The sequence below is a fragment of the Providencia vermicola genome (assembly GCF_020381325.1).
Lineage (GTDB): Bacteria > Pseudomonadota > Gammaproteobacteria > Enterobacterales > Enterobacteriaceae > Providencia > Providencia vermicola.
Genome location: NZ_JAGSPI010000015.1, coordinates 1 through 21,173 on the forward strand (window position 1 = coordinate 1; position 21,173 = coordinate 21,173).

General features: G+C 43.2%; 15 protein-coding genes. 11 read left to right on the plus strand and 4 right to left on the minus strand.

The features are described from left to right. The 9 genes from tuf to rpoC all read left to right on the plus strand — a co-directional run. Window positions 1–1,003: elongation factor Tu (tuf, locus tag KDJ85_RS18540; protein ID WP_225820897.1), on the plus strand; the 1,003-nt coding region annotated here is incomplete at its 5' end. A 577-nt stretch (window positions 1,004–1,580) separates the two neighbouring features. Then, complete coding sequence (secE, locus tag KDJ85_RS18545; RefSeq protein ID WP_004265885.1) at window positions 1,581–1,967, plus strand: preprotein translocase subunit SecE; 387 nt, start codon at window positions 1,581–1,583, stop codon at window positions 1,965–1,967. Then, window positions 1,968–2,513: a transcription termination/antitermination protein NusG gene (gene nusG, locus KDJ85_RS18550; protein WP_004264378.1), complete on the plus strand. Its 546-nt coding sequence runs from the start codon at window positions 1,968–1,970 to the stop codon at window positions 2,511–2,513. Window positions 2,514–2,690: 177 nt separating this feature from the next. After that, the gene (rplK, locus tag KDJ85_RS18555) at window positions 2,691–3,119 is read left to right on the plus strand and encodes a 50S ribosomal protein L11 (protein ID WP_004264379.1); all 429 of its coding nucleotides are present in this window, start codon (window positions 2,691–2,693) and stop codon (window positions 3,117–3,119) included. Between the two features lie 4 nt (window positions 3,120–3,123). Then, on the plus strand, window positions 3,124–3,825 hold the full coding sequence (gene rplA, locus KDJ85_RS18560; protein WP_206086831.1) for a 50S ribosomal protein L1: 702 nt from the start codon (window positions 3,124–3,126) through the stop codon (window positions 3,823–3,825). A gap of 326 nt (window positions 3,826–4,151) precedes the next feature. After that, entirely contained in the window at window positions 4,152–4,649 is a 498-nt protein-coding gene (gene rplJ, locus KDJ85_RS18565) for a 50S ribosomal protein L10 (protein WP_154626049.1), read from the plus strand. 60 nt (window positions 4,650–4,709) lie between these two features. Beyond that, window positions 4,710–5,078, plus strand: coding sequence for a 50S ribosomal protein L7/L12 (gene rplL / locus KDJ85_RS18570; protein WP_206086830.1), 369 nt, complete (start codon window positions 4,710–4,712; stop codon window positions 5,076–5,078). A gap of 357 nt (window positions 5,079–5,435) precedes the next feature. Continuing rightward, on the plus strand, window positions 5,436–9,464 hold the full coding sequence (gene rpoB / locus KDJ85_RS18575) for a DNA-directed RNA polymerase subunit beta (protein WP_225820898.1): 4,029 nt from the start codon (window positions 5,436–5,438) through the stop codon (window positions 9,462–9,464). A gap of 108 nt (window positions 9,465–9,572) precedes the next feature. Beyond that, window positions 9,573–13,796, plus strand: a complete 4,224-nt coding sequence (gene rpoC / locus KDJ85_RS18580) for a DNA-directed RNA polymerase subunit beta' (protein WP_225820899.1) — start codon at window positions 9,573–9,575, stop codon at window positions 13,794–13,796. An 82-nt stretch (window positions 13,797–13,878) separates the two neighbouring features. Here the strand turns inward: rpoC and KDJ85_RS18585 are convergent, their stop codons facing one another. After that, window positions 13,879–14,388 carry a pyridoxamine 5'-phosphate oxidase family protein gene (locus KDJ85_RS18585; protein ID WP_225820900.1) on the minus strand — a complete coding sequence of 170 codons (510 nt, stop codon included), beginning with the start codon at window positions 14,386–14,388 and terminating at the stop codon, window positions 13,879–13,881. 41 nt (window positions 14,389–14,429) lie between these two features. Continuing rightward, a complete protein-coding gene (locus KDJ85_RS18590; RefSeq protein ID WP_225820901.1) occupies window positions 14,430–15,146 on the minus strand; it encodes a class I SAM-dependent methyltransferase in 717 nt (238 codons plus the stop codon). 336 nt (window positions 15,147–15,482) lie between these two features. Here KDJ85_RS18590 and KDJ85_RS18595 point away from each other — a divergent pair, with 336 nt between their 5' ends. Continuing rightward, window positions 15,483–16,400, plus strand: coding sequence for a VWA domain-containing protein (locus tag KDJ85_RS18595; RefSeq protein WP_225820923.1), 918 nt, complete (start codon window positions 15,483–15,485; stop codon window positions 16,398–16,400). 64 nt (window positions 16,401–16,464) lie between these two features. On the opposite strand, the gene dcuC is transcribed toward KDJ85_RS18595, so the two are convergent. Together dcuC and pepT are read right to left on the minus strand one after the other, a co-directional pair. Then, window positions 16,465–17,838 (minus strand): C4-dicarboxylate transporter DcuC, encoded by a 1,374-nt coding sequence (gene dcuC / locus KDJ85_RS18600; protein WP_225820902.1) that lies wholly within the window; start codon window positions 17,836–17,838, stop codon window positions 16,465–16,467. Then, the gene (gene pepT / locus KDJ85_RS18605; RefSeq protein WP_225820903.1) at window positions 17,835–19,088 is read right to left on the minus strand and encodes a peptidase T; all 1,254 of its coding nucleotides are present in this window, start codon (window positions 19,086–19,088) and stop codon (window positions 17,835–17,837) included. The genes dcuC and pepT overlap by 4 nt, the downstream gene beginning before the upstream one ends. A gap of 782 nt (window positions 19,089–19,870) precedes the next feature. Between pepT and KDJ85_RS18610 the strand changes: the two genes are divergently transcribed. Next, window positions 19,871–21,172, plus strand: coding sequence for a uracil/xanthine transporter (locus KDJ85_RS18610; protein WP_225820904.1), 1,302 nt, complete (start codon window positions 19,871–19,873; stop codon window positions 21,170–21,172). Window position 21,173 lies beyond the last annotated feature (1 nt).

The following is a 21,173-nucleotide window of genomic DNA, read 5'->3' on the forward strand; positions in this document are numbered from 1 at the left end:
CACCATCTCTACTTCTCACGTAGAGTACGATACTCCAACTCGCCACTACGCACACGTAGACTGCCCAGGACACGCCGACTATGTTAAAAACATGATCACAGGTGCTGCACAGATGGACGGTGCAATCTTGGTTGTTGCTGCGACTGATGGCCCAATGCCACAAACTCGTGAGCACATCCTGTTAGGTCGTCAGGTTGGTGTTCCTTACATCATCGTATTCCTGAACAAATGTGACATGGTTGATGATGAAGAACTGTTAGAATTAGTTGAAATGGAAGTTCGTGAGTTACTGTCTCAGTACGACTTCCCAGGCGACGACACTCCAGTTGTTCGCGGTTCAGCACTGAAAGCGCTGGAAGGCAACCCAGAGTGGGAAGCGAAAATTGTTGAATTAGCCGGTTACTTGGATTCTTACATCCCAGAACCAGAGCGTGCAATTGACCGTCCGTTCCTGCTGCCAATTGAAGACGTATTCTCAATCTCAGGTCGTGGTACAGTAGTAACAGGCCGTGTTGAGCGTGGTATCATCAAAGTTGGTGAAGAAGTTGAAATCGTTGGTATCAAAGATACGGTTAAAACAACTTGTACTGGCGTTGAAATGTTCCGTAAATTACTGGACGAAGGCCGTGCGGGTGAGAACGTTGGTGTTCTGCTGCGTGGTACAAAACGTGAAGAAATCGAACGTGGTCAAGTACTTGCTAAACCAGGTTCAATCAAGCCACACACTAAATTTGAATCAGAAGTTTATATTCTGAGCAAAGATGAAGGTGGTCGTCACACTCCATTCTTCAAAGGTTACCGTCCACAGTTCTACTTCCGTACAACTGACGTAACAGGTACTATCGAACTGCCAGAAGGCGTAGAGATGGTAATGCCAGGTGATAACATCAACATGATCGTTACCCTGATCCACCCAATCGCGATGGACGACGGTTTACGTTTCGCAATCCGTGAAGGTGGCCGTACTGTAGGTGCGGGTGTTGTTGCAAAAATTATTGCATAATACCGCTCTTTCTGAATAAGAAAGAACTACTTAGTAAAAAGGGCGTCTTATAGACGTCCTTTTTATACGTTGCAAAATTAAGAACCTATCTCATCAATCATTTCTAAATAATTATTGGTGAGATAGGCTCTGAAACAACGAATTAATAATTGCGTTGGTTCCTTTGCGCAGTTATATGAGATTTATTAAGGTTTTGCTCCGAAGATATGGTATATTTTACCGCTGCCACAAAAAGAACCTGATTTTTCTATTGGTGTGGCTGAAAATTTACTGAGCATGCTGAAAATCCTGCAAAATGGATAGCACTTGTGAAATGGAAAGTACTGACGAACGAATAGTACTTGCGAAATAGAATGTGGCTGCAATGGGTTGTATTTGCAGAACGAATAGCGCTAATTACCTCCATTAACAAGGCTAATTGTTTTAACTCGCGGGTGATGTTATTGATATCCCTATCAAATTTTGCAGGCTTAGTTTGTAGTAATTGAGGGATATGTTGGCATATTCTATTGGTTTGGCTTGATTGTTTCTGTAAGCAAACAGGCTTTGTACATACTTCATGGTAACAGGTTGAATTATGAGTGCGAATAGCGAAGCTCAAGGAAGTGGACGCAGTGCAGACATTTTCAAATGGGTGATTGTCTGTGCCCTATTAATAATTGCAATTGTTGGCAACTATTACTTCCGTCAATATAATCTCGCGCTGCGTGCTTTTGCAGTTGTGGCTGTGGTCGCTATTGCAGGTGCTGTCGCTTTATGGACAACAAAAGGTAAAGCAACACTGGCGTTTGCACGCGAAGCTCGTGTCGAGATGAGAAAAGTCATTTGGCCAACTCGCCAGGAAACATTACAAACTACTTTAATTGTTGCCGCAGTAACGGCTGTAATGTCATTAATACTGTGGGGATTAGATGGTATCCTGGTGCGTTTAGTTTCATTTATTACAAGCCTGAGGTTATTCTAAATGTCCGATTCACCTAAAAAGCGCTGGTATGTCATTCAGGCATTCTCTGGTTTTGAAGGTCGCGTAGCACAATCTTTACGTGAACATATCAAATTACATGCTATGGAAGATTCTTTTGGCGAAGTTATGGTTCCAACAGAAGAAGTTGTTGAAATCCGTAGCGGTCAGCGCCGTAAGAGTGAACGTAAATTCTTCCCAGGCTATGTCTTAGTCCAAATGGTCATGAATGATGACTCTTGGCACTTAGTACGTAGTGTACCTCGTGTAATGGGGTTCATTGGTGGGACTTCAGACCGTCCAGCACCAATTAGCGATAAAGAAGTTGATGCTATCATGAACCGCTTACAACAAGTTGGTGATAAACCACGTCCGAAAACACTGTTTGAACCAGGTGAAATGGTTCGTGTTAGCGAAGGTCCATTTGCTGACTTTAACGGTGTTGTTGAAGAAATCGACTATGAAAAGAGCCGCTTAAAAGTCTCTGTTTCTATTTTCGGTCGTGCAACTCCTGTCGAATTGGATTTTGGCCAAGTCGAAAAAGCCTAATCTAAACGACAAAACTGACTTGCAAAAGGCGTGAAATTTGACTACAATTTCGCGCCTTTTGTTTTTATGCTTTGCCAGTTTCGCTTCTTAATTGAGCCTATATTAGGCAGGGCATGTTTAATGTAACGGGGAGCCTTACGAACGTTAAGGCGTTATCACCCATCTAGAGGAAATATCATGGCTAAGAAAGTTCAAGCCTACGTTAAGCTGCAAGTTGCGGCTGGTATGGCGAACCCAAGTCCACCAGTTGGTCCAGCTCTGGGTCAACAAGGTGTTAACATCATGGAATTCTGTAAAGCGTTCAACGCAAAAACAGACAGCCTGGAAAAAGGTTTACCAATTCCTGTTGTTATTACTGTTTACGCAGACCGTTCTTTCACTTTCGTTACCAAAACTCCACCTGCAGCAGTTCTGCTGAAAAAAGCAGCTGGCGTTAAGTCTGGTTCAGGCAAGCCTAACAAAGACAAAGTTGGTAAAGTGACCTCTGCTCAGATTCGCGAAATCGCTGAAACTAAAGCTGCGGACATGACTGGTGCTGACGTTGACGCAATGATGCGTTCAATCGAAGGTACTGCTCGTTCCATGGGCCTGGTTGTGGAGGACTAAGACAATGGCTAAACTGACTAAGCGCATGCGCAATATCCGTGAAAAAGTTGATGCTACTAAACAGTATGACATCGCTGAAGCCGTTGCACTGCTGAAAGAATTAGCGACAGCTAAATTCGTTGAAAGCGTTGACGTTGCTGTTAACCTGGGCATCGATGCTCGTAAATCTGACCAGAACGTTCGCGGTGCAACTGTACTGCCACACGGTACTGGCCGTTCAGTTCGCGTTGCTGTGTTCGCACAAGGCGCAAACGCTGAAGCTGCTAAAGCTGCTGGCGCTGAACTGGTTGGTATGGAAGATCTGGCTGATAAAATCAAAGCTGGCGAAATGGACTTTGACGTTGTTATTGCTTCTCCAGATGCAATGCGCGTTGTTGGCCAATTAGGTCAAGTTTTAGGCCCACGTGGTCTGATGCCAAACCCGAAAGTAGGTACTGTAACACCTAACGTTGCTGAAGCGGTTAATAACGCTAAAGCAGGTCAGGTTCGTTACCGTAATGACAAAAACGGAATCATCCACACCACTATCGGTAAAGTTGATTTCGACGCTGACAAACTGAAAGAAAACTTAGAAGCACTGCTGATCGCGCTGAAAAAAGCAAAACCAGCTTCTGCTAAAGGTGTTTTCATCAAGAAAGTTAGCCTGTCTACCACTATGGGTGCAGGTGTTGCTGTTGACCAAGCTGGTCTGTCAGCGACAGTTTAATTGCTATAGCTTCGGCTAATGAGTAATTAAGCTTTACCTTTGCGTCGATTTTGTATAAAATTTGACGCCTTGAGTTTGTTGGGTATAGAAATGTATCCAACAAACCACAAATTTCGGTATGGAGTCTGGCCTTTCCAGACCCCGTCCAAGACCGCAGGTGTGCTATTTATAGTCACTTAATTTACCTGCGTAGACGGTGACAGAGATACCTAGAATTTTATTCTGGATTCTATTCTGCTCACCGTGTTTTAGCGCTCAAATACATGTTGTATCTGAGTGATGTGAGTCCCGGGGGTTTTCCCGGTTAATCCAGGAGCAAGAAGCTAATGGCACTAAATCTTCAAGACAAACAAGCGATTGTTGCTGAAGTCAGCGAAGTAGCCAAAGGCGCGCTTTCTGCAGTTGTTGCTGATTCACGCGGCGTAACTGTAGCAAAAATGACTGAACTGCGTAAAGCAGGTCGCGAAGCTGGCGTTTATATCCGTGTTGTTCGTAACACACTGATTCGCCGTGCTGTTGAAGGTACTTCTTATGATGTACTGAAAGACGCGTTTGTTGGTCCAACCTTAATTGCTTTCTCTAACGAACACCCGGGCGCTGGCGCTCGTCTGTTCAAAGAGTTCGCGAAAGCGAATCCAGCATTTGAGATTAAAGCTGCGGCCTTTGAAGGTGAGTTAATCCAAGCGAAAGATATCGATCGTCTGGCAACTCTCCCAACTTACGATGAAGCAATCGCACGCCTGATGGCAACCATGAAAGAAGCCGCTGCCGGCAAATTGGTTCGTACTCTGGCTGCTCTGCGCGATCAGAAAGAAGCTGCATAAGCCCTTTCCTTCGTTGCTTTTTAACGTATAAACTATTTCTGAATTTTAGGAACACTTGTTATGTCTATCACTAAAGACCAAATCCTTGATGCAGTTGCAGAAATGTCTGTAATGGACGTTGTTGAACTGATTACTATGATGGAAGAAAAATTCGGCGTTTCTGCTGCTGCAGCTGTTGCTGTTGCTCCAGGTGCTGCTGCTGAAGCTGCTGAAGAAAAAACTGAATTCGACGTTGTTCTGTCTGCTATCGGCGGTAACAAAGTTGCAGTTATCAAAGCAGTTCGTGGCGCAACTGGTCTTGGCCTGAAAGAAGCTAAAGACATGGTAGAATCAGCTCCAGCGACCATCAAAGAAGGCGCAAGCAAAGACGAAGCTGAAACTCTGAAGAAAGCTCTTGAAGAAGCAGGCGCTTCTGTTGAACTTAAATAAGTTCAATTTCAAGAACGCAGCTTAATTTAATTAGGCTGACGGCTGGTGATTTTTTAATCACCAGCCTTTTTGCGCTGTAAAGCGTGATGGGTGTTAACAGCTTTTCACGCAGTTTTAATGTTAACAACAACCCTCCAATACTTCTTTCTATTGACGACTTAATATACTGTGTTCTTCGCTACGACCCGCTCGGGTAGCTCGGTAGCTAAAGCGCGCAATGAAATGATTTAAGAGTAATAGCAATGAGTATTAAGGAAAGTATTCATTTTCCATTTCTTATATAAAACGCGTTGCGGTTAAGACTCTTACTTTAAGAGCTAACCACTTGGGTCACTGATCAACGAGCTGAGGAAACCTATGGTTTACTCCTATACCGAGAAAAAACGTATTCGTAAGGACTTTGGTAAACGTCCACAAGTTTTGGACATACCTTACCTCCTTTCTATCCAACTTGACTCGTTCCAGAAGTTTATCGAGCAAGATCCAGATGGCCAGAATGGGCTGGAAGCAGCTTTCCGTTCTGTGTTTCCAATTCAGAGCTACAGCGGTAATGCTGAACTGCAATATGTCAGCTATCGTTTAGGCGAGCCTGTTTTTGATGTTAAAGAATGTCAAATTCGCGGTGTGACTTATTCTGCTCCTCTACGTGTTAAATTACGCCTGATCGTTTATGAGCGTGAAGCACCAGAAGGCACCGTTAAAGATATCAAAGAACAAGAAGTCTACATGGGTGAAATTCCACTCATGACTGAAAACGGAACTTTCGTTATCAACGGTACAGAGCGTGTTATCGTATCTCAGTTACACCGTAGTCCAGGTGTGTTCTTCGATAGCGATAAAGGTAAAACACACTCTTCAGGTAAAGTGCTCTATAACGCACGTATTATCCCTTACCGTGGTTCATGGCTTGATTTCGAATTTGACCCGAAAGATAACCTGTTTGTACGTATTGACCGTCGCCGTAAATTACCTGCGACCATTATTCTGCGTGCAATGGATTACAACACCGAAGAAATTTTAAACCTGTTCTTCGAGAAAACTGTATTCCAAATCCGCGATAACAAACTGATGATGACGCTGGTTCCTGAGCGTCTGCGTGGTGAGACTGCTTCTTTTGATATCGAAGCGAACGGTAAAGTCTATGTTGAAAAAGGCCGCCGTATCACTGCACGTCATATTCGTCAGTTAGAAAAAGAAGAAGTTAGCAATATCGAAGTACCTGTTGAATATATCGCAGGTAAAGTTGTTGCAAAAGACTACATCGATGAAAGTACTGGTGAGCTGATTTGTGCAGCAAACATGGAACTTTCTTTAGACATGTTGGCACGTCTGAGCCAGTCTGGTCATAAAACAATCGAAACATTGTTTACCAATGACTTAGACCATGGTGCTTACATTTCTGAAACCGTTCGTGTCGACCCAACTAACGACCGTCTGAGTGCATTGGTAGAAATCTACCGCATGATGCGTCCTGGTGAGCCGCCGACCCGTGAAGCGGCAGAAAACCTGTTCGAGAACCTGTTCTTCTCTGAAGACCGTTACGACTTGTCTGCTGTAGGTCGTATGAAGTTCAACCGTTCACTGAACCGCGATGAAATCGAAGGTTCTGGTATCCTGAGTGAAGAAGACATCATCGAGGTGATGCGCAAACTCATCGATATCCGTAACGGTAAAGGCGAAGTCGATGACATCGACCACTTAGGTAACCGTCGTATTCGTTCCGTTGGTGAGATGGCAGAGAACCAATTCCGTGTTGGTCTGGTTCGTGTTGAGCGTGCAGTGAAAGAGCGTCTTTCTCTGGGTGACCTTGATGCATTAATGCCACAGGATATGATTAACGCTAAACCTATTTCAGCCGCAGTTAAAGAGTTCTTTGGTTCCAGCCAGCTGTCACAATTTATGGACCAGAACAACCCACTGTCTGAAATTACGCACAAACGTCGTATCTCTGCATTAGGCCCAGGCGGTCTGACTCGTGAACGTGCGGGCTTCGAAGTACGTGACGTACACCCAACTCACTACGGTCGTGTATGTCCAATCGAAACGCCTGAAGGTCCAAACATCGGTCTGATCAACTCATTATCTGTTTATGCACAGACCAATGAGTACGGTTTCTTAGAAACACCATACCGTTTAGTTCGTGATGGCTTAGTCACTGATGAGATTCACTATCTGTCTGCAATTGAAGAAGGTAACTTCATCATTGCTCAGGCAAACACCGTATTAGGTGAAGATGGTAGCTTTATCGAAGAGTTAGTCACTTGTCGTAACAAAGGTGAATCAAGCTTATTCAGCCGTGAACAGGTTGAATATATGGACGTTTCGACTCAACAGGTTGTTTCTGTTGGTGCGTCACTGATCCCATTCCTTGAACACGATGACGCCAACCGTGCATTGATGGGTGCGAACATGCAACGTCAAGCGGTTCCAACTTTACGTGCTGACAAACCATTAGTTGGTACAGGTATGGAACGTGCAGTAGCGGTTGACTCGGGTGTAACGGCTGTTGCAAGACGTGGTGGTTCAGTTCAGTACGTTGATGCGTCTCGTATCGTTATCAAAGTTAACGAAGATGAGATGTACCCAGGCGAAGCTGGAATTGATATTTATAACCTGACTAAATATACCCGTTCTAACCAGAACACCTGTATTAGCCAGATGCCTTGTGTATCTTTAGGTGAGCCAGTTGAACGTGGTGATGTGCTAGCAGATGGTCCTTCAACAGACCTCGGCGAATTAGCACTAGGTCAAAACATGCGCGTGGCCTTCATGCCATGGAATGGTTATAACTTCGAAGACTCCATCTTAGTTTCTGAGCGTGTTGTTCAAGAAGACCGTTTCACGACTATTCACATTCAGGAACTGTCTTGTGTGTCTCGTGACACCAAATTAGGGCCTGAAGAAATCACTGCAGATATTCCAAACGTCGGTGAAGCTGCACTTTCTAAACTGGATGAGTCCGGTATCGTTTATATCGGTGCGGAAGTGAAAGGCGGCGACATTCTGGTTGGTAAAGTAACACCGAAAGGTGAAACTCAGTTAACCCCAGAAGAGAAACTACTGCGTGCTATCTTTGGTGAAAAAGCGTCAGACGTTAAAGACTCTTCTTTACGTGTTCCTAACGGTGTTTCTGGTACGGTTATCGACGTACAAGTATTTACCCGTGATGGTGTAGAGAAAGACAAACGTGCATTAGAGATCGAAGAAACTCAGTTACGTGATGCGAAGAAAGACTTAACAGAAGAGCTGCGTATTTTCGAAGCTGGCCTGTTTGCGCGTATCCGTTCTGTACTGGTTAACGGCGGAATTGAAGCTGAAAAACTGGACAAGCTGCCTCGCGATCGTTGGTTAGAGTTATCTTTAGCTGATGAAGAGAAGCAAAACCAGTTAGAGCAATTAGCTGAACAGTATGACGAACTGAAATCTGAGTTCGAGAAAAAACTCGATGCTAAACGTCGTAAAATTACCCAAGGTGATGATCTGGCACCTGGCGTACTGAAAATTGTTAAGGTTTATCTGGCTGTTAAACGTCAGATCCAACCGGGTGATAAAATGGCGGGTCGCCATGGTAACAAAGGTGTTATCTCAAAAATCAACCCAGTTGAAGACATGCCTTACGATGAAAACGGTAACCCAGTTGATATCGTTCTGAACCCACTGGGCGTACCATCACGTATGAACATCGGTCAGATTTTGGAAACCCACTTGGGGATGGCAGCAAAAGGTATTGGTGAGAAAATCAATGCTATGCTTAAACAGCATGAAGAAGTTGCCAAACTGCGTGAGTTTATCCAAAAAGCGTACGATTTAGGTGATGATCCACGCCAGAAAGTTGACTTGAACACTTTCTCTGACGAAGAAGTGATGCGTTTGGCTGAGAACCTGAAAAAAGGTATGCCAATTGCGACACCAGTGTTTGATGGTGCGAAAGAGAAAGAAATCAAAGAACTGCTGAAACTGGGTGGTCTGCCAACTTCAGGTCAGATTACATTATTCGATGGTCGTACTGGCGAGCGTTTCGAGCGTCAAGTTACTGTCGGTTACATGTACATGCTGAAACTGAACCACTTGGTTGACGATAAGATGCACGCCCGTTCAACAGGTTCTTACAGCTTGGTTACTCAGCAACCGCTGGGTGGTAAAGCGCAGTTCGGTGGTCAGCGTTTCGGGGAGATGGAAGTGTGGGCACTGGAAGCATACGGTGCAGCCTATACTCTTCAAGAAATGCTTACAGTTAAATCGGATGACGTTAACGGCCGTACGAAGATGTATAAAAACATCGTCGATGGCAGCCATCAGATGGAACCTGGTATGCCGGAATCTTTCAACGTATTGCTGAAAGAAATCCGCTCACTGGGTATCAACATCGAGCTGGAAGACGAGTAATTCGTTTTGTGCCGGAGGGTTCGCCTTCCGGCCTATGTAAGCACTGGGATTTGGGGAGAGTGTCTTTGAATACTCACCTGACAGGTCTAACTCCGACAGGAGCATTTTGTGAAAGACTTAATAAAGTTTCTGAAAGCGCAAACCAAGACCGAAGAGTTTGATGCTATCAAGATTGCTCTGGCATCACCTGATATGATCCGTTCATGGTCATTCGGTGAAGTGAAAAAGCCAGAAACGATTAACTACCGTACGTTCAAACCTGAGCGTGATGGTCTTTTCTGTGCACGTATTTTCGGGCCAGTGAAAGACTACGAATGTCTGTGCGGTAAGTACAAACGTTTAAAACACCGCGGTGTGATTTGTGAGAAGTGTGGCGTTGAAGTTACACAGACCAAAGTCCGTCGTGAGCGCATGGGTCACATTGAACTTGCTTCTCCGACTGCACATATTTGGTTCTTAAAATCACTGCCATCCCGTATCGGTTTGCTGCTCGATATGCCACTGCGTGATATCGAACGCGTTCTGTACTTTGAATCATATGTAGTTGTTGAAGGCGGTATGACCAGCCTTGAACGTGCACAGATTCTGACAGAAGAGCAATACTTAGATGCGCTGGAAGAATTCGGTGACGAATTTGATGCGAAAATGGGTGCGGAAGCTATCCAAGGTCTGCTGAAAAACCTCGATCTTGAGAACGAGTGTGAAACGTTGCGTGAAGAGTTAAACGAAACTAACTCTGAAACTAAGCGTAAAAAGCTGACCAAACGTATCAAACTGCTGGAAGCGTTCATTCAATCTGGTAACAAACCAGAGTGGATGATCTTAAACGTACTGCCAGTATTACCACCGGATCTGCGTCCATTAGTTCCACTGGATGGTGGCCGTTTCGCAACATCAGATCTGAACGATCTGTATCGTCGCGTGATCAACCGTAATAACCGTCTGAAACGTCTTCTGGATCTGGCTGCGCCAGACATCATCGTACGTAACGAAAAACGTATGTTGCAAGAAGCGGTTGATGCGCTGTTAGATAACGGTCGTCGTGGTCGTGCTATCACAGGTTCTAACAAACGTCCTCTGAAATCTTTGGCTGATATGATCAAAGGTAAACAAGGTCGTTTCCGTCAGAACTTACTTGGTAAGCGTGTTGACTACTCAGGTCGTTCTGTTATCACCGTAGGTCCATACCTGCGTCTGCATCAGTGCGGTCTGCCGAAGAAAATGGCTCTTGAGTTATTCAAACCATTTATCTATGGCAAATTAGAATTACGTGGTCTGGCAACAACCATCAAAGCTGCGAAGAAAATGGTTGAGCGCGAAGAAGCGGTTGTTTGGGATATCTTGGATGAAGTTATCCGCGAACACCCAGTCATGCTGAACCGTGCACCAACACTTCACCGTCTGGGTATCCAAGCGTTCGAACCTATTTTGATCGAAGGTAAAGCTATCCAATTGCACCCACTCGTTTGTGCGGCATACAACGCCGACTTCGATGGAGACCAAATGGCGGTACACGTTCCTCTGACTCTGGAAGCTCAGTTAGAAGCACGTGCGTTGATGATGTCAACCAACAACATCCTGTCACCTGCAAGTGGTGAGCCTATCATCGTTCCTTCACAGGACGTTGTATTGGGTCTCTACTACATGACTCGTGATTGCGTAAACGCGAAAGGCGAGGGCATGGTATTAGCCGGTCCTAAAGAAGCTGAGCGTGTTTACCGTTCTGGTCATGCTTCACTGCATGCCCGCGTTAAAGTCCGTATCACTGAAGAAGTGAAAGATTCGGAAGGTAACATCACTATCAACACGGGGTTAGTGGATACCACGGTTGGTCGTGCAATTTTATGGATGATCGTACCAAAAGGTCTACCTTATGCGCTGGTTAACCAAGCGTTAGGTAAGAAAGCGATCTCTAAAATGCTGAACACCTGTTACCGTGTTCTGGGCTTGAAGCCTACCGTTATTTTTGCTGACCAAATCATGTATACCGGATTTGCCTATGCGGCACGTTCAGGTGCATCAGTTGGTATCGACGATATGGTTATTCCAGAGAAAAAAGCTGGGATCATCGCCGAAGCAGAAGCAGAAGTGGCAGAAATTCAGGAACAGTTCCAGTCTGGTCTGGTGACAGCAGGTGAACGTTACAACAAAGTTATCGATATCTGGGCAGCGGCAAACGAACGTGTTGCTAAAGCGATGATGGAAAACTTGTCGACTGAATCCGTTATCAACCGTGATGGCGTCGAAGAACAACAAGTTTCTTTCAACAGTATCTTTATGATGGCCGACTCTGGTGCTCGTGGTTCCGCCGCTCAGATCCGTCAGTTAGCGGGTATGCGTGGTCTGATGGCTAAGCCAGATGGCTCCATCATCGAAACACCAATCACGGCAAACTTCCGTGAAGGTCTGAACGTTCTCCAGTACTTTATTTCGACGCACGGTGCGCGTAAAGGTCTTGCCGATACCGCATTGAAAACAGCGAACTCTGGTTATCTGACTCGTCGTTTAGTTGACGTTGCACAGGACTTGGTTGTGACTGAAGACGACTGTGGAACTCACGAAGGTATCCTGATGACTCCGGTTATCGAGGGTGGCGACGTTAAAGAACCACTGCGTGAGCGTGTACTGGGTCGTGTGACTGCTGAAGATATCCTGATCCCAGGTACAGCGGACATTCTGGTTCCACGTAACACCCTACTTCATGAAAAACTGTGTGACCTGTTAGAAGCTAACTCTGTCGACAGCGTGAAAGTACGTTCTGTTGTAAGTTGTGAAACAGACTTTGGTGTGTGTGCGCACTGTTATGGTCGTGACCTTGCTCGTGGTCATATCATTAACAAAGGTGAAGCTATCGGTGTTATCGCGGCACAGTCAATCGGTGAGCCAGGTACACAGTTAACGATGCGTACGTTCCACATTGGTGGTGCGGCATCTCGTGCGGCAGCTGAATCTAGCATCCAAGTCCGTAACACAGGTACCCTGAAACTGGTTAACGCGAAATTCGTTACGAACTCAGAAGGCAAACTGGTTATTACTTCACGTAATACTGAACTGCGTCTGATTGACGAATTCGGTCGTACGAAAGAAAGCTACAAAGTACCTTACGGTGCGCACCTGTCTAAAGGTGATGGCGCTGCGGTAACGGGTGGCGAGACTGTTGCGAACTGGGATCCACATACCATGCCAGTCGTCAGTGAAGTTTCTGGTTTCATCAGCTTCTCTGACATGCTTGATGGTCAAACAATGACGCGTCAGACTGATGAGTTAACAGGTCTGTCTTCAATCGTTGTTCTGGATACTGCGGAACGTACCAGTGGTGGTAAAGACCTGCGTCCTGCTCTGCGTGTTATTGACGCAAATGGTAACGATGTTCTTATCCCTAACACGGACATGCCAACTCAGTACTTCTTACCGGGTAAAGCAATTGTTCAGTTAGACGATGGCGTTGCTATCAATGCGGGTGATACTTTAGCGCGTATTCCACAAGAATCTGTGGGTACTAAAGATATCACGGGTGGTCTGCCACGCGTAGCTGACTTGTTCGAAGCACGTCGTCCGAAAGAGCCTGCAATCTTGGCTGAAATCAGCGGTATTATCTCGTTTGGTAAAGAAACCAAAGGTAAACGTCGTCTGGTTATCACCCCATTAGATGGTAGCGATCCGTACGAAGAGATGATCCCTAAATGGCGTCAGCTCAACGTGTTCGAAGGTGAGATCGTTGAACGCGGTGACGTTGTTTCTGATGGTCCAGAATCTCCACATGATATTCTGCGTCTGCGTGGTGTCCATGCTGTTACGCGTTATATCACGAATGAGGTTCAGGAAGTTTACCGCTTACAAGGCGTTAAGATAAACGATAAACACATCGAAGTTATCGTTCGTCAGATGCTGCGTAAAGTCACCATCGCGGATGCAGGAAGTTCTGAATTCCTAGAAGGTGAACAAGTCGAGTACTCACGTGTTAAAGTTTCTAACCGTAAACTGGAAGTGGAAGGCAAAATTCCAGCCAATTACGCACGCGACCTGTTGGGTATCACTAAAGCATCTCTGGCAACAGAGTCCTTTATCTCAGCAGCATCGTTCCAAGAAACAACACGCGTACTGACAGAAGCTGCCGTTGCGGGTAAACGTGATGAACTGCGTGGTCTGAAAGAAAACGTTATTGTTGGACGTCTGATCCCAGCAGGTACTGGTTTTGCATATCACCAAGACCGTATCCGTCGCCGTCATCTGAACGACGTTGTGGAAGCGCCACAAGTTAGCGCAGATGAAGCAACAGCGAACTTAGCTGAACTGTTAAATGCAGGTTTCACGAGTGACAACCAGAATTAATTTCTGATTTCCAAGTGTTTCTTGATAAAAACTGGTGTCGTAAGGCACCAGTTTTTTTATGCCTAACAGATGATAAAAAAGCTTATTTGTTACTAAGCAATGATATTGGGACGGCGACTCTTCGACTTTCTTGTTTATCCTCCCAGCTTTCCATATCAAACATCCATAAATGATCGACTGTCATTTCATAAAAGCGTGAATGGCCATTACCACGTAATGCATCCAAATTTACTTTAGTGGAAGAGGGTGATATTTCATCAAAAGGTGATTGGAGATAAAATTCTTCAAGGGTTTCTTCACATTCCACATCCGTGAGCTCTCGTGCTTTCCCTGTAAATTGCATTCCATCTAGGCCTAGTTTTAGCATTTCAGGTAATGAGTGATTAAATAATGAGCCACTGACCTTTTCATTTTGTTGGATATTCTTAGAGTGTTTTGCTTTTCGAGACGAAAACCAAATAAAGCGTAGTGGGTTTAATTTGACGCAATGTTCGACAGTCGATGCCCAAGGTAATTGATCATTACCTTGTGTAGCCAGTGTTAAAAAACGGGTATTTTGCAGTAGTAATAAACTGCGTGTTTTTAAATTCATATAGGGTCCTTTAATCAAAATTGTAGGTTTATTAGAAATAACTATGCGGTTTTCGATGCTGTTATAAGTAGGGCGTGAGGACATTGTAGGTAGTCCAAATATAGCTCTGTAGTTTCAGAATGGTCGGCAATTATGTTTCCATATTGAAGATAGCTGAATCCAGCCTGTAAAATAGTATTACCTAACGTGTTATAGGAATAATAATAAGCTTGTATTGTTTCATTATAAGGAGGGATACAAATATTAAAATGAATGGCACTTTCATCCTTTCTTGGTTGTTTTTCAATTAACCGAAAGCCATACGTGTAATAATATTCGCTATTTCCAGAAAAATCAGGGTTAATTGTTAATATAGTTAAGCGGCCATTTGGTTTCAATACACGGTAAATTGACTGCACAATAGAGTGTATATCGTTCACATGCTGGCAATAAGGAAAAACATAAATGGCAAGAGCTAAATCAAAATATTCAAAATAATTATCAAGATTAGAGGTGTAAGTAATATTTGAATTACTCAGTTTTGCATTTTTTCTTGCCAAATTGAGCATGTTGGGTGAAATATCAAACCCAACTATATTTTTTGCTCCTTCTGTCTCTAACCAGTGCGATATAAACCCTGCACCACATCCATAATCTAAAATAGCCAGTGTTTCTAACTTATCTAAATATGGTTTTATCGTAGGAATATCGATATGCATACGAAAGGGCCACTGAAAGGCATGACTGTATATTTCAGTTAGTTGATCAAATTTTTTCATTTTACTTTAAATTATTTATTAAGTTGAATTAATCGTTTGTTTTTATATTTATCATGGTTTTTTAATTAGATGTTTTTATTGGTTATTTATTTTTTCTCGCATGGCCTTTGAAAAAATTTGAAGCAATATAACGCTGGTAAATTTATATATAAATATTGAGTTTTATTAGATGTTGTTAATTTTTATAGGATGATGATAAATAAAAAATAGTGATAATAAATGACCTCGATATCAATTAGGGGAAATAATAAGGTGATTAATTATTTTTTATTTTAAATTTAAAAGGAATATTAAATGGATAAAGATGTCATAAATAATCAGAGTGATAATGAAAAAATGAACTTGTCTACCCAACAAGGGAATTTATCGAATAATTTTGCCGCTATTAATACTTCCCAGATTGTCACTGGAAGAGGTTCTATTGCATTGGATTTAGTCGTTATTATTGATACCAGTGGTTCAATGTCAGATGAGTCAAATGACCTGAGTCAGCAAATTGATGCTGCTATCGAAAAAGCAGCTGCGAATTGTCCTTCTCAGTTAAGAGCCACTTTTTTAGGTATCCAAGGGACATGGGATAACACAAAATTTGACCAATCAGTGAGTGACTATTTAACAGCCTTAGGCGTTAGTCAAAATAGTTTACAGGCAAGGCAGCCTTTTAAAGAAGCGGATGGTATTGACCATGCAGGTAATAAAGAAGATTTGTGTCGCGCGGTGATTGATGTCAGTAACTATTTTGATTGGCGTGATAACGCACGTAGAGCGATTTTTGTCTTGGGGGATGAAGGCTTAGAAGGTGGCGGAGGGACGTTAACGAGTGCGGCGGTATTGAAAAATAACGAGGCTATTGCCGTTGCACAAAATGCCAATGTAAAAGTATATACTTATCAAGGCACACCAAATGATGATCCATCCAATATTGACCGTTTCCCAACCTTGAGTGACCGAGACAAAGTCACGAAAGAGTATGAGCGCTTAGCAGCACAAACGGGGGGACGTGCGTATATTTATACTACTGGAATAGCGAATTTTTCATTGGTTCTGCAAGAGATTTTATGTGATAGCCTAATGCCTCCGACTCGCCCAGAGACAGAGAAGTCTAGCTGTGCAACGGTTTGTGAACAGCTCCCTTTGATTATAGCGACAGTTAATACATTGGCTGAAATTATCAATAAAACGATAGATGCTTGTTGTCCAGAAGGATCCGATAAGTACCATGATGTGGTTAAGGCTTGCCAATGTGATCATTGATTTTTAAGCAAAAAAAGAGGGAGTCTCTCCCTCTTTTTTATTTTGTAGCTCGTAGTCATACAGACTAATAGAAGATACCAATGATTGCACAGTGTGCAACAAAACCGACCATCAGCGGTACTGCCGTTCGTTTCACCACATCGAAAGGCTGTAGTTTTGCTCCACTGGATACGGCAATGATCACACCTGCTACTGGGGACATACCACGACCCATATGGGAAGCTTGTTGCATCGGTAGGATCATCGAGATCGGATTCACGCCCATGCTGTGTGCGATTTGCGGAATTAACTCCACAAACGCTAAGAATGGCGCATTCCCTGAGCCCATGATAATTGCGGCAGCAAGTGTCACTAGGGCAAAGACGATCGCCATAGCAAATGGCGGTAAGCCGACTGATTCCGCACCTAAAATCAGTTGGTCAATTGCACCACTGACTTTGATACCGTGAGCAAATACCCCAGCTGCAACGAGTAAGCCAACAACGTTACTAAAAGCATGCCCCATTCCGTTAAGGAACGTTTGAAAGCCATTACATACCAATTTAAAATTACGTACTCTTAGGGTTTCAATCACCATACAAATTGCCATCGCAATCAATACAATGGTCACTACATCTAAGTGAATACCTGCAAAGAATAGATTGGATGTACCGACTGCCATCACGATGGGTAGCATAGGAAGAAATGCATAGTATCCTGGAACGGATTTTTTGCTTTCAGTCTTTTCATTGGATTGAACGGCTTTACCGATTTCAGGTACAAAGCCTTGTTTACGGTCACAATGACGTTGCCAGAAAATATGGGTAATACCGACCACCAGCACAGTGGCTAATGCCGCAGGGCCTTGGTAGTAAAGGACATATTCAACGACAGACATATCAACGGCTTTTGCACCACGAATTGCATCGATGGCGGTTGGTGTGTATGCAACACCGAGAGAGGTTGCAATAACCCCAGCCGCGGACGCAGGTGATAAACCCAAACCAATCATTATCGGGAACATGGTTCCCATTAGTAATACAGCAAGGCCAGTTGCTGACGGAATTGCCAGTTGTAGGATACTTGCCAATAAGAAAGAGAAAAACAGCAACACATATGGCGAACGCATGTTTTTCAGTGGCTTAGTAGCAACACGAACAACGGCTTCATTTGCACCGATATGGTCCATATACTGTGCAAAGCCCATCAAAGCCATGATCATCAAACCAAGATCTGCCGCACGACTACTGAAAAGGTCGCGCATCACTTCAAATGGGTCGAGCCAGGTTATCCCTGTTGTTGCGACGTTTTTAGGCAGGATTGGCCCCCAACCCAGCGCCATGGTGAAGATCATCAGTGCTAAACCCGCGATGAGTAACACAGGTTCTGCTTTGTAGCCCTTCAAAATAAACCGCGCAACCAAAACAACGATAATCAGAACCGTTAGAATTGGGATCATGCTTTTGCTCCTGGTTTGAAGCGTTCAGCCGTAATCTGGACCACTTGTTTCAGAACATCGCTTGCTGCATACAGGGACTTCACTGGAAGATATTCATAGATTGAATGGAAGTTATGAGCACCAGTGAAAATATTCGGGCAAGGCAAGCCATTTTGCGACAATGCGGCACCATCATAACCCCCACGCATTGGAATAACTTTCGGTGTAATGCCGCAAGCTTGGTAAGCATCAACAGCAATATCAATTGGATAGCTGTTATCACCTTGCAGGCTGTTATACACATTCGAATAGCGATCGGCTAATTTGCAAACGACGCTTTCTTTGCCCCACAGGTCTTCACAGTTTTCAGCCAGTTTTTTCAAGAAAGCCATACGTGCACGGTAGCCTTCTTCAGTAAAATCGCGAACGTCCATTTTTAACACGGTACGCGCGCTGTTTCCTGACATTTGTTTAACCCAGTAGTAGCCTTCACGCCCTTCGGTATATTCGGGTGCTTCACCCCCTGGTAACATGGCAATAAATTTTTGTGCCATCAATAATGAGTTGATTAATTTACCTTTTGCTGACATTGGATGGGCAGATTTACCTGTAAAGATAATTTCTGCATCCCCTGCGTTCCAGTTTTCATACACTAACTCACCAATCCCGCAGCAGTCGAGGGTATAGGCAAAATCTGCACCAAACTCTTTAACATCAAACACTTTTGCACCGCGCAGGCCTTGTTCTTCATCAGGTACAAAACCAACTTTGATGGTTCCGTGTTTTACGTCAGGGTTTTGTTTGAAGTACTGCAGCATATCCATAATAGATGCGATAGCTGCTTTATCATCAGCACCTAATAAGCTGGTTCCATCGGTGACAATGATGTCATCGCCAATATAATTGACTAGCTCAGGGAAGTCGCTCTTACGTAAGTAAATATTCAGTTCTTTGTTCATACACAAGTCTTCGCCGGTATAAGGCAGAATTTGTGCTTTAGTATCATTAGTTTGTTCTGCACTTGTGTCTAAGTGCCCAAAAAATGCGACAGTTGGGACGTCGTAATCAAGGTTAGAGGGCAGTGTGGCGGTGACAATGGCGGTATCACGTAGTTTGATATCTTCAACGCCGAGAGCTTCTAGCTCCTGAACAAGTTGCTTGGCTAATACGCGTTGCCCTTCAGAGGATGGCATGATCCCCGCAGCGCCTTTTTCCCGATCAGTGGTGGTATTCACTTTGGTGTAAGAAATAAAACGGTCAACAATATTCATTATTCTCATGCTCCAACATCATTTTGAATGTTTTATACTTTAGTTATCGCTGTGTTTGTAATCTCATTTCACAGTATTATTCTTTTATCATAAATATAGATAACTCGAATATCAGACCAGTTGGTTTTTTTTATAAATGTTAGGGAGAATATAAAATCAGTAATTAATACTGGCTTTATTTGCATAATGAATTAAAATGCGCAACTTTATACCCACCTTATTTTGTATGTTAATTTATTGATATTAAAGAGTGATAAACTCCGCTCTTATGTTTTTTTATTTAACATTTCACATTATTCTTACTTATCCAAAATCTATCTTCGAATAAACTGAGATAAATAAACTAACTTAATTTTAAATATTATTACTGAATTTTTATTTTAATTTTCTAAAATTTAAATAGTTCTTTAGGAAGTTATAAATGAATGGTTAAAGTGATATTTTAGTATTTAAAACTAAAGTAGAAATAATGATATTCAATTACTTGTGCGGTGACTGCTAGGGTAATTAATTGTTAGATATATCTACGTAGTTTAGCTAATGTGTAAGACTGGAGGGTAAATTTATTATTAATATTTATGAATAGATAAAATAGATTAAATAATAGTAATAAACCATAAAACCAAATATGTCGTCTTTTAAAACCATTATTTAAATGGAATCTAAGGTATTTTTTTGACATGATGCAAATAGGTGCCTCGCGAGTTGACTTAACCAAATAGAAAGAAAGCTGAAGTGGGCTCTCCTAAACTATTTTTCATAAAGTTAGGCAAGGAATAAACATGAGTTCAATTAACATTAAAAAAAATAATATTATTTCTGGCTTTCAATGGTTCTTTTTTATCTTCTGTAATACCGTGGTGATCCCACCAACCCTACAATCTGCGTTCCATTTATCAGACCAAATCACTTTTACCATTACCCAATATTCATTTTTATTAACCGCGCTAGCCTGTTTGTTGCAAGCTTTCTTAGGTCACAAACGGTCGGTTATGGAAGGGCCTACAGGGCTATGGTGGGCGACGATTTTAACCGTCACATTATCTGAATCAATGCAAGGAACCGCCCTTGGTACTATTGGTTGGAGCCTCGCTATAGGAATTTTTCTCTCGGGAATTATCACCATTTTAATTGGCTTAAGCGGGCTTGGCGGTTGGCTAGCCAGTTTATTTAAGCCTGGTGTATTAGTGGTATTTATGTTTTTGCTAGGGGCTCAATTGGTGACCATCTTTTTAAAGGGAATGCTGGGTCTTCCATTTGGTGTTGGCGGAGCAGAGGTGGCGGTCAATTACCCAGTCTTCTTTCTTGCCCTTGCTGTGCTTGCGTTAGTGATTGGGATTATTATTTATTTACCTGCGAGTATCAGTAAATACGCATTGTTGATTGGTACAATCACTGGTTGGGCGGTGTACAGCATGTTGTTTGGTAGTAACACATTACCAGTATCGCCTGCTTCGTGGCTGCTTTTTCCACTTGGTAAATCGGACGAAATTAGCGTGAGTATTATTTTAACCGCTATCTTTGCAGGTATTCTGAATACCTCAAATACCTTTGGAGCGATGCGAGGAACTGATGTTTTCTACCCCAATTCACAGCCGACCAAATCACTGTACCGACGTAGTTTTATGATGTCAGGTTTTGTGACGGTACTTGCTGCACCTCTGGGCATCGTGCCTTTCTCGCCATTTGTGTCCTCTATTGGTCTGATTACTCAAACAAAAGACAGCTCTCGAATTTCCTTTAGCATTGGTAGTATTATTTTTCTTTGTGTAGGGGGAATTGCTGTACTCACGCAATTTTTCCGTTCGTTGCCCCTCGCGATTGGTAGCGCGGTGATGTTAGCCACATATTTGCCGTTATTGTTTTCGTCATTTTCATTTCTGACGGATATGAAACTGAATGCGCGTAATATTTACCGATTAGCACTGCCGATTTTTGTGGGGATCTTTTTAATGTCAGCGCCATCAGCGGTACTCGATTCGTTACCCACAATGTTCAGTTCACTATTAGGTAATGGGCTTTTAATGGGGATTATTTTTGCACTCATTCTGGAAAACACCATTAAGTGGGACAAAATTTCTTAGG